Origin of the sequence: Roseomonas sp. TAS13, assembly GCF_001950415.1 — a bacterium.
GTDB lineage: Bacteria > Pseudomonadota > Alphaproteobacteria > Acetobacterales > Acetobacteraceae > Roseomonas > Roseomonas mucosa.
Genome location: NZ_BDLP01000184.1, coordinates 1 through 8687 on the forward strand (window position 1 = coordinate 1; position 8687 = coordinate 8687).

Annotated in this window: 4 protein-coding genes; all 4 read right to left on the reverse strand. The window is 66.8% G+C overall.

The annotated features are described in order from the left end of the window. Positions 1–576: 576 nt before the first annotated feature. Genes ROTAS13_RS14475 through ROTAS13_RS14490 form a run of 4 tightly spaced genes read right to left on the reverse strand, consistent with a single transcriptional unit; the run spans position 577 to position 8643 of the window. Entirely contained in the window at positions 577–3471 is a 2895-nt protein-coding gene (locus tag ROTAS13_RS14475) for a phospholipase D-like domain-containing anti-phage protein (protein ID WP_239370926.1), read from the reverse strand. After that, positions 3468–4094 carry a hypothetical protein gene (locus ROTAS13_RS14480; RefSeq protein WP_075822685.1) on the reverse strand — a complete coding sequence of 209 codons (627 nt, stop codon included), beginning with the start codon at positions 4092–4094 and terminating at the stop codon, positions 3468–3470. Before ROTAS13_RS14480 ends, ROTAS13_RS14475 begins: the two co-directional genes overlap by 4 nt. A gap of 50 nt (positions 4095–4144) precedes the next feature. After that, a complete protein-coding gene (locus ROTAS13_RS14485) occupies positions 4145–6241 on the reverse strand; it encodes a DUF262 and DUF1524 domain-containing protein (protein ID WP_075822682.1) in 2097 nt (698 codons plus the stop codon). Then, a complete protein-coding gene (locus tag ROTAS13_RS14490) occupies positions 6241–8643 on the reverse strand; it encodes a hypothetical protein (RefSeq protein WP_075822683.1) in 2403 nt (800 codons plus the stop codon). Before ROTAS13_RS14490 ends, ROTAS13_RS14485 begins: the two co-directional genes overlap by 1 nt. Positions 8644–8687: the final 44 nt, after the last annotated feature.

Here is an 8687-nt window from a genome sequence, read left to right on the forward strand (position 1 = left end):
TCGCCTTACGGTGGAGCTGTGCGTAGATGTGATCAAGAGACAGGCATTCGCTGGGCTTCCCGGGCGACGGCCCTGGACAGAACACCCACCCGAACCCGCGCATCGAAGCCCTGGGCGCGCGGGACCATTGGGCCGCCGAGCGCGCCGCCCGCCAGCCGCTGCTCACGCCGGCCATGCAGCAGGCCCTCGCTGCCGTTCGCGCCGCGCACCGGCCGCATGAAGAGGCGCTGTCGGGTGACCCATAACCCGCCACTGACACCCTCCTAACCCTTTGTTCTGCCCATTCATCAGGACACATAACCCGCCATCGGCGGACCCAAATGTCGGCACTGGCTGAACTGAATGACCCATAATCCGGCACTGACAGCCGGATCGCGAAGAACTAGGCTCGGGGAACACGCCTCAAGGAAACCCCGACGCTGGTGGCCAGCGCTGCCTGCGAGATCCTCGCGGCCCTCCGCGCAGCGCGGAGGGCGGAGCCCAAAGGAGAATGGAAAGCATTCCGGCGCAGCGGCTGCTGGGTAGAGGGCCTTGAGGCAAAGGAAACTGGTTCGTCTTCGTTGCTTGAGACGGGCTTCACCAACCTTCGCCTAGCCGCTCGGCGATGTCTCGTCGGGACAGCACCTCGGTACAGGTCTGCCATCCCTTCTGCCAGTCACGCTCGGCCGGAGACAACGACACGCCGGTCGCCGTGTTCCCCCACCGGGCGTCGAAGGCGTTGGCACGCTGGCGACCTTCGACGAACTTGCGAAGTTCCTTCTCGAGGCCCTGCTCGTCGTCGATCCAGTCGTCGGACAGCGTGTCTGGCAGCTGCCCGAAGATGTCGAACTTGTCCTTCATGCGGGCGGACAGCTTCTCGTAGATCGCCTCGTCGCGGCTGCCTTCGTAGACGAGGTTCAGCATGTCCACGCTGTCCCGGGCTTGCCCGAACCGCTTGATGCGGCCGATCCGCTGCTCGAGCCGCGACGGGTTCCATGGCAGGTCGACGTTGATGAGGGTGCCGAGCGTCTGGAGGTTCAAGCCTTCGCAGGCTGCATCCGTGGCTACGACGAGGCGGATGGACCTGTCCCGCACGGCTGCCTTGATGGAATCCCGTTCCACCGCGTTGAAGCGACCGTCCCGGAACACCCCCGACTTCCCGGCCCCGGCGTAGAGGGCGATCGGCTCGTCCGGAAAATCCTGGGCCAGCCTACGTGCGGCCCATTCCGCAGTATCGAAGTACTGGCTAAAGATGATGCATCCGAGCTGAAGCCAGCCACGTTCGTGAAGGTAGTGGTGAACCACCGCGTACTTCGGGTCTTCGCCTTCCTCTACGGCCGTCTCGAGCAGCATCGTCAGCCGCCTCAGGGCCGCCATCTCCGTGCTCGACGCCTCGGCGAGCGGCTGGAAGGCATCCTCCGCCTCCTCGTCTTCGAGAGCCTCGACCAGGACCTCCTCGCGCTCCGGATGCTGGCTGCCCAGCGCCCGCGCCGTGGCGAGACCGGCCTGGACGGACGAGCAGATGCGCTGGAGCAGGAGGCTGCGCATGAAGCCCGCCCCGCGGTTGCGGGCCATTAGGGCCTTCGTGAACTTCTCGGCCTCCTCGAACGCTTCCCGGAGAGTGTGCGAGGTCTCCACGGCGCGGCCGTTCGCTTCGAAGAACACGCGGGAGCGATGGTTCGGGTCGTCCGGGCGCGGATGGATCTCGACCGCGACGGGCTTCATCAGCCCGGCTTCCTCAAGGGACTTGCGGCGGCGGAGGACGACGTGCCTCACGACCGGGTTGTGCCGCTGCAGGAAGCCCAACCCGTCCTCGTCACCTGCCAGCAGGTCCCGCAGGTCGTCCCGGGTCATCAGGTCGTCCAGCTGGGTGTAGGACGCGCCCCCGGCTGAGAACCGGTCTCTCGGGATGCCCAGATCGGAGCGGATGTGGTCGAAGACGCGATGCTCGCTGCCGGGTGGCAGGGGACTGGATAGCCAGGGCCAGGCGTTGGACTCGTCGCGCGGCCGTTCCCGTCCGCTCACCAAGCCCAGGGCTGCCGGAGGATTGTTCCGCCAGGGGCTCATGTGGTCGCCGAGGACGTGGTCGGCCCCGGACGCGATAACCTTCATCAGGTCCCACAGGTCAAGCGGATCGGTCTGGATGGGCGTCGCCGTCCCGACCAGGACATGCCGCGCCCGTTCCGCGATCCCCAGCATGAAGGACATCAGGTTGTTCGGCTGGCGCTCGTCCTCGCCGCGCTCCTCGACGCCGCGGGCCCGATGGCCCTCGTCGAGGACGACGATGCCGTATGTCGCCTCCCCAGGACGGGCGCGCTTGCTCATCAGGGCGCCTGCCTCGTTTTTCCAGCCGTGCTTCCCCTCGCGGCCGTGCATGATCAGGCCGGTGGAGACGATGGCGACCCGGTAGGGGCACTTCACGATGTCGGCGGCGCCGTTGGTCCGGATGACGTGCCCGAGATGGTCAACCCAGACCTTGCGGGCGGACCACCACCGGGCGGACGGCACGCCGAGCCGGTCCCAGAGTTCCACCTGCCACTGCTGCGTCAGGGTGGAGGGCACGAGGATCAGTGCCGGACCGTCGTCCATGAGGGCCGTGAGTAGCGCGGCCGTGGCCAAGGATAGGGTCTTGCCGACACCCACCTCGTCGGCAAGCAGCAGGCGCGCCTTCCCGTAGACTGCCCGGTGGCGGAGGAACTCCGCGACGAAGGACTTCTGCCAGGGCTGGAGACCTTCACCGGCGCGGGCCAGCGGGGACTCCACCAGGGCCGCCCGGGGCAGGTCCGTGGCACTGCCGATGGACCACTCCGGGCAGTCCTTGAGGCGGATTTCTACCCGGTCTGCACGTCGCTCGACCTCCTGGATGATTGCATCGGGCAGGTCCACGCCGTTGTTCCAGAGGAAGTCGAATTCGGCCTGCGTCCAGGCGACCCCCTCGGAGCTCTCGTCCTCCCACAGCAGCTCGTAGTGGGTCTTCCATCCGTGGCGCGTTTCGTTGATGGACCCCATGAAGCAGGTCCTGCGACCATCCGCGAGCGTGACGATCCCGGCTTTGCCGTGAACCAGGGGCGCCGACTGCTTGTCCACCACCCGGATCTCGAGGCGCGGCTGTCCGTCGGCGTTCCTGGCGCGCAGCATCTCCTTCAGGATCGCGTAGCGGTTTCCCCTCAGCAGGGTCTCCAGCTCGACCGAATCCTCTCCGGCGCCGTCGGCCCACATGCGTTGGAGCAGGGCGCTCGTCCTGGCTTCCTGGGAGGCCCTGATGTCCTGGGGCGCGAGGTCGGAGTTGCAGACGATGCGGACCCGGCCGATGGAGGCGAGCTCCTCCCCAGCCACCTCAAAGATGGAGGAGCGGAAGTACCCGGCGATGCGGTCGTAGCTCCGGGCTCCTCGCAGCCTGTCCTTCAGGAACAGGTCGGACGGCATCCCGAAGCGCGAGGAGAACCGCCGCAACCCCGCGATCTGGCCGGACGCGCCGTTCGGGGTACTCACTCCCAGCTGCCGTGCCCGGGCTGCAGCCCGGGGTAGTCGAGGTCAAGTTCGCCCGGCGGGGGCAGCGGCAGCACGGGCATCCGCTCCCCGGCGTCCAGTTCTCGCCAGGCCTCGGGACGATGATCCACGAGGTAAATCGCATCGCGCCCTGGGGAATGGCTGTTCGAGAAGACCTCCGGCAACCATCCACGCTCGGCAAGCCCGAGCATCCGCTGGAACCAGCCCGCGTAGGCGTGGTCCCAGCCCAGACCAGCCTGGGCGAGTTCGGGCATGCGGTGGACGAACTTGTCGGCCAGGGTGCGGGCGTCGTCCTGGGCCGCATCGCGCCATCCGAAGAACCGGCTCTCCGTGGCCTGCCCGGTACCGTAGTGGGCGACCAAGCGCTCGTCCTCGGAAGGCGTCACTCCCTCGGTCCGGTTGCCGGGCTGCGGGCTCCACAGGAGAGCGCCATGGTTCCGGTGGAAGTGCGTGGCGGGCGCAATCCACAGACGCCACGCACTCCCGCTGCTGTTCGGGAAGGGCATCGCGCGCAAGCGCTGGAACCCAGCCTTGTGGAGTTCGGCCACCATGGCGATGACGCGGACCGACCGCCGGACCAGCACGTCCGGATGGCGTTCGCGCATGATCCGCGGGAGCACCTGGGAATGACTCGGCGGAAGATCGACTGTGCTGCTCACGAGACCTCCGCGTCTTCCATCTGCCACTCGAAAGCGTGCCCGATCAGGGCCATGACGTAGGCCATGTCGCTGTGGGCATCGACCTCGAACTCCACGTCCCCGCTCGACCAGTGTCCCAGGTTGGTCACGTCCCGGCACAGGCCGCGGGTGTCCTGGATCTCCGGGAAGGGCATGTTGAGGTAGATCTTCAGGATGGTGGCGAAGGGCACCACCGTCAGGAACAGGGTCTCGGCCCGGTAGACCACGTAGTGCTTCTTGAACTCCTCGGTGATCGCCGGGTTGAGCGCCAGGACCTGCCCGCGCAGCTCTTGGTACAAGGCCGCTACGGGCCCGGACGAGAGCCGCGGGTGGTCAGCCAGTGTCCATTCGCTTTTCGGTTCGGACGCGACCTGGAAGGACGCCAGGGCCGCCGGATCCATGGCAGGCGCACGCCAGACCTCGACGGCAAGCTTGGCCAGCCGCTGTGCACGGGCCTGTATGGCGGCCTCGTCCCACCTCTGCACCTGTCCGAGGCCCCCGTTCAGGTGGAGCGGGCTGTACTTGAAGCCGCACTCCGCGTCCCGCTTCTCGGCGAATGGGTAGTCGCTGAGTTCGGAGTTGTAGGCGGTGAGGGTCAGGTTCCCGAGCGTGTGCAGGCGGGCGGCTCGGATGCTCTCCCAGTCGGGGCCCAGTTCATCCTTCCATGCCTGCGACAAGTTCTCGTTCTGCGGCAGGATGTGCTCGATGGTGTATTCCTCGACCGCCACCCTTTCCTTGCGACCGTGGTTCTCCATCCGCCGCAGCCAGAAGGAGCGGTTGCGGGTGTTGTAGAGGTCGCGGACCTGGATCGCCGCCTCGAACTCCTCGTCCGAAGGGAACCGACGATATGAGGGAAGCCCGAGGAAACGGGCCGAGACGGCGCCGAGATAGCGCGTCTTGTCGAGCCCGCGGGAGAAGGTCGCGAAGGTCCGGCTGTGGGAGTTGGTCGGGATCGCGAGGATCGCACGACGGAAGACATAGGCTTCGACGAGCCGGACGACGGCCAGCAAGTCCTTCTTGTCCAGCAGCCCGGCGCGATGGTCGCCGTACGCCTCCATCAGGAAGGGGAAGGTCGCCTCCGCCTTGAGCTCGCGCACGTCCTTGAAGGCGTCGACGAGGGCCTTGTCGTCCTCGCCCCGGCCCAGCGCCAGACGGCAGTAGAGCCCTGCGGCCCGATGGATGTCGGCCACCACGGCGGCTACGTCGCGACCGGCAGCCTCCTCGGCCTTGGCATGTTCCTTGAAGGCCTCATACACCTCCTCGACCTTGGCGATATCGCCTGTCCGCATCGTCAGGTAATGGCGCATGAAGCTGTCGAACTGGGTGGCGTAGGCCTCCTGGCCGAACTCGACCTCCATGGGACGCCAGTGCTCGCGGTAGAGCTTGTCCTGGAGGGCGGGCTTCAGCCCCATCAGCACGTAGTTCCTGATGAGGTCCGCTTGGCCCAGGGCCTTGCCGGTGGAGTTCAGGCTCTCGAAGATGAGCTGCGGGTTGTCGTGCCCCCGCTCCAGGGAAATGTCCACGATCAGGATGCTGGCCAGCCCGCGGGCGACCACCTCCAGATCGGTGCCCTGGAGCAGCCTCCGGAAGAGCTCGAAGTTCTGAGCGATACGGACGCTGTGCCCGGCGGGCAGCTCCGCCCCGTCAACGATGGCCTGGAGGGTGACCCGGTCGGCGGCGGAGAGAAGCATCTTGTATGCCCGCTCCCCGTCCTGGAGTGTGTCCTTCAGGTAGTAGTGGCGAAGCTTCCGGGCCTCGAAGTCACCGGACAGGGGAGATCCGCCCTGGGCCCGGGCGAGAGCCTCGATGAGCAGCATGAAGGTGGTGAGCCGCTGCTGGCCGTCGATGACGAGCAGGGCGGGCTGGTCCGCAACCTGGTACAGCCCGTCCTGGATGTAGACGACGGACCCGACGAAGTGCGCGGTTCCCTCCTTGCCGCGTCCGGCCCTGAGAACGTCGTCCCAAAGCTTGTGGCACTGGGCCTCCTCCCAGCGGTAGGGCCGCTGATAGATGGGAATGACGAACTGGTTCGAGGCCCGCAGGAAGTCGAGCAGGCGGGATTCCTTGGCCTTCATCAGCCCAGCCTCTCCGTCCGGATCAGCGCTGACAGGGTGCGGGCCGCGCTGGCCTCGGCCGGGCGCTGACGCTCCAGTTTCCGGCCGAGCCAGTCGGCGATCACCATGGCGCGCAGGCGCTGCTGGGCCCAGGAGCCTAGGTTCTCGCGCAGCCCGGCGACCGCGCGCTCGCCGGAGGCGACGGGATCCTCTTCCTTCTCCGCGGCCGCCCGCAGTTCGTTCACCGCGTAGAGGACGGGCCTGACCAACCCGCCCGCGAACGGGTGCCCCGACATCAGGGACCGCTTGAACTCGGCCGCCCCCTTCAGGCGCGCCTTGTTCGGCGTCTGGTCAGCCATCAGCTCGGCCCAGCCATCCGCCCGGTAGGCCTTGGCGAAGTTCTGGTAGTCGTCGACCCGCCCCTCTGGCTTTCCGGCAGGCCGCTCGGACTCCGCCTCCACCATCTTCAGCCAGAAGCGCTCCGTCGGGACGAGGCGCTCCCACATGCCCTCGTCGATGCCCTCTGGACGCATCAGCTCGGTGGCGGTCTGGACGGCGAGCGCGATCATCTCTTCGACCACGCCCTTCTGGCCCTTAACCCGGGGCCGCAGGGCCTCCCGCGTCATGTCCACGCCCTCGATGTGCGTGTAGCCGGTGAGCACCTCGAGCGCTGCGGCGTAGCCCGCCATCTGGAGATCGGCATCGCTGAACGGGTTCTCGTCCCGCTGGAGGGCCCGGGCGCGCTGGTTCAGGCCGGTCAGGAGATCCACCTGCCGCTGCACGGCGCCGCGAACCTCCAGCACCAGTTCGTCCTTGTAGGCCCGCTCGTCTCCCTGACGCTTGCGGAGCACCAGCAGGACGGTTCCCTGGACGTAGCCGCCCTTCTTCAACTCACTGGTGGTCTCGGTCGAGACGTACCACGCCGCGGTGACCCGCAGCCCGGCGCCCCAGACGATCCCAGCCATGTCTGCCCAGACGCCAGCGTCCTGGTGGGTGAACATGCAGACTTGCAGGCCATTGTCCGGCATGCGGTCTGCCATCGCCCGGAAGGCGTCCACCATGTCGGAGCGGAACTTCTCGCCTTTGCCCTGGATGGCCAGGGGGCGGCGGCTGTCCCACATCCACTGGTCGAACGGCGCGGGCGGGTTCTTGCGCAGCCACGCGATAAAGTACTCGGTGATCTCGTGGTAGTTCACCGCGTCCGCGTAGGGGGGGTCGTAGACCCAGATGTCGGACGTTTCCGGAAGCGATCGAGCCTCTCCGGTGGAGACGCGTGCAGAATTGAGAAATGGTCTCATGCCGGTGAAATCCACCGCGAGCCACTCCCGTAGATCTTGGAACGAACGAGCAGCATACATGTAGAAAGTGTTGAAAGCTTGATTGTAGAACACGCCAGCTGCTCCGTCGCCGTTGGGGGCGACTCCGGGCTTGCCAGGAGATCCAACAGCCCAGTGCGTCAGGCGGGAGACACGGCCCAGCGCTCTCGCAAATACCACATCCCAAGCCGCCGACGCTTTTGCGGAGCGAGCTGCCTGCCTTGCGGTTGCGAGCATCAGGAGGTGACGAGGGCCGAACAGATGATGCCAGTACGTCCAGCCACGAGTGCGGATCGGCTCTAAGGTCTTCTCGCCGACCTCAATGGGCATGTCGGGAACCAACCCTGCCGCCTGCCATGACGCAAGGTTGCCCTCGGCAATGCCGCGAACCTGCACCTCGCGCGCGATATCCTCAGCATTTGGCGCAGAGAAGAATGTCTCGGCCCTGCGCTTCCCAGCCTTGAGGTCGCCGCCGTCCAGCCACTGAATGCAGTAGAGGCGCTCCAGCCAGATGTCCCCGCCTACCCAGGCGCCGGGTGCGGATCCGGGAAGCACGGGGTCGGCGTCCGGCACCCATCGCGGCTCTTGCGGCACCACATCGGAGATGCCCCAGGGGCGCAGCCGGTTGCCGCGACCTCCACCCGACAGATCCGGGCCCTCGCCGTCGCCACGAAGCCGGGAAATAGAAATTCGATATTCCTCATCCTCACTCCCCAGGACGGAGGTGAGGCGGTAGACAAGGTGCCCGTCCTGGATGGTCCCTGTCTCTGCCTGCGCCATCTCCTCGGGCGAAGCTCCTTCGACAACGACGAGGTCAAAGCGCTTTTCCGAGTGAACGGGTACCATCCTGGCAACGCAGCGGCGGTTCTTGCTGATCACCCATGTCGGCGCCATCGGCACGCGCCAGCCGGTCCGGGGATCTACCGTCTCCAGGCAATACAGGTAAGCCTTGGCGCGGTCGCCTCGAGTGTTGTGCTCGATACCCAGGCGGGCGATCTCGGCGTCCACGGCCTCGGCGACGCGGGCCTGTTCCGCTGCGATCTCCTCGCGCCGCGCCTCGTCGGCGCCGATGATGTTGAGCCCACCCCAGGTGAGCATGGCGGCCACCCTGTCTCTTGATCACATCTACGCACAGCTCCACCGTAAGGCGA

Excerpts from the sequence above, each read along its gene's own strand:
- ROTAS13_RS14480 (WP_075822685.1), bottom strand. The coding sequence starts at position 4,094 with ATGCGCGAACGCCATCCGGACGTGCTGGTCCGGCGGTCGGTCCGCGTC.
- ROTAS13_RS14485 (WP_075822682.1), bottom strand. The coding sequence starts at position 6,241 with ATGAAGGCCAAGGAATCCCGCCTGCTCGACTTCCTGCGGGCCTCGAAC.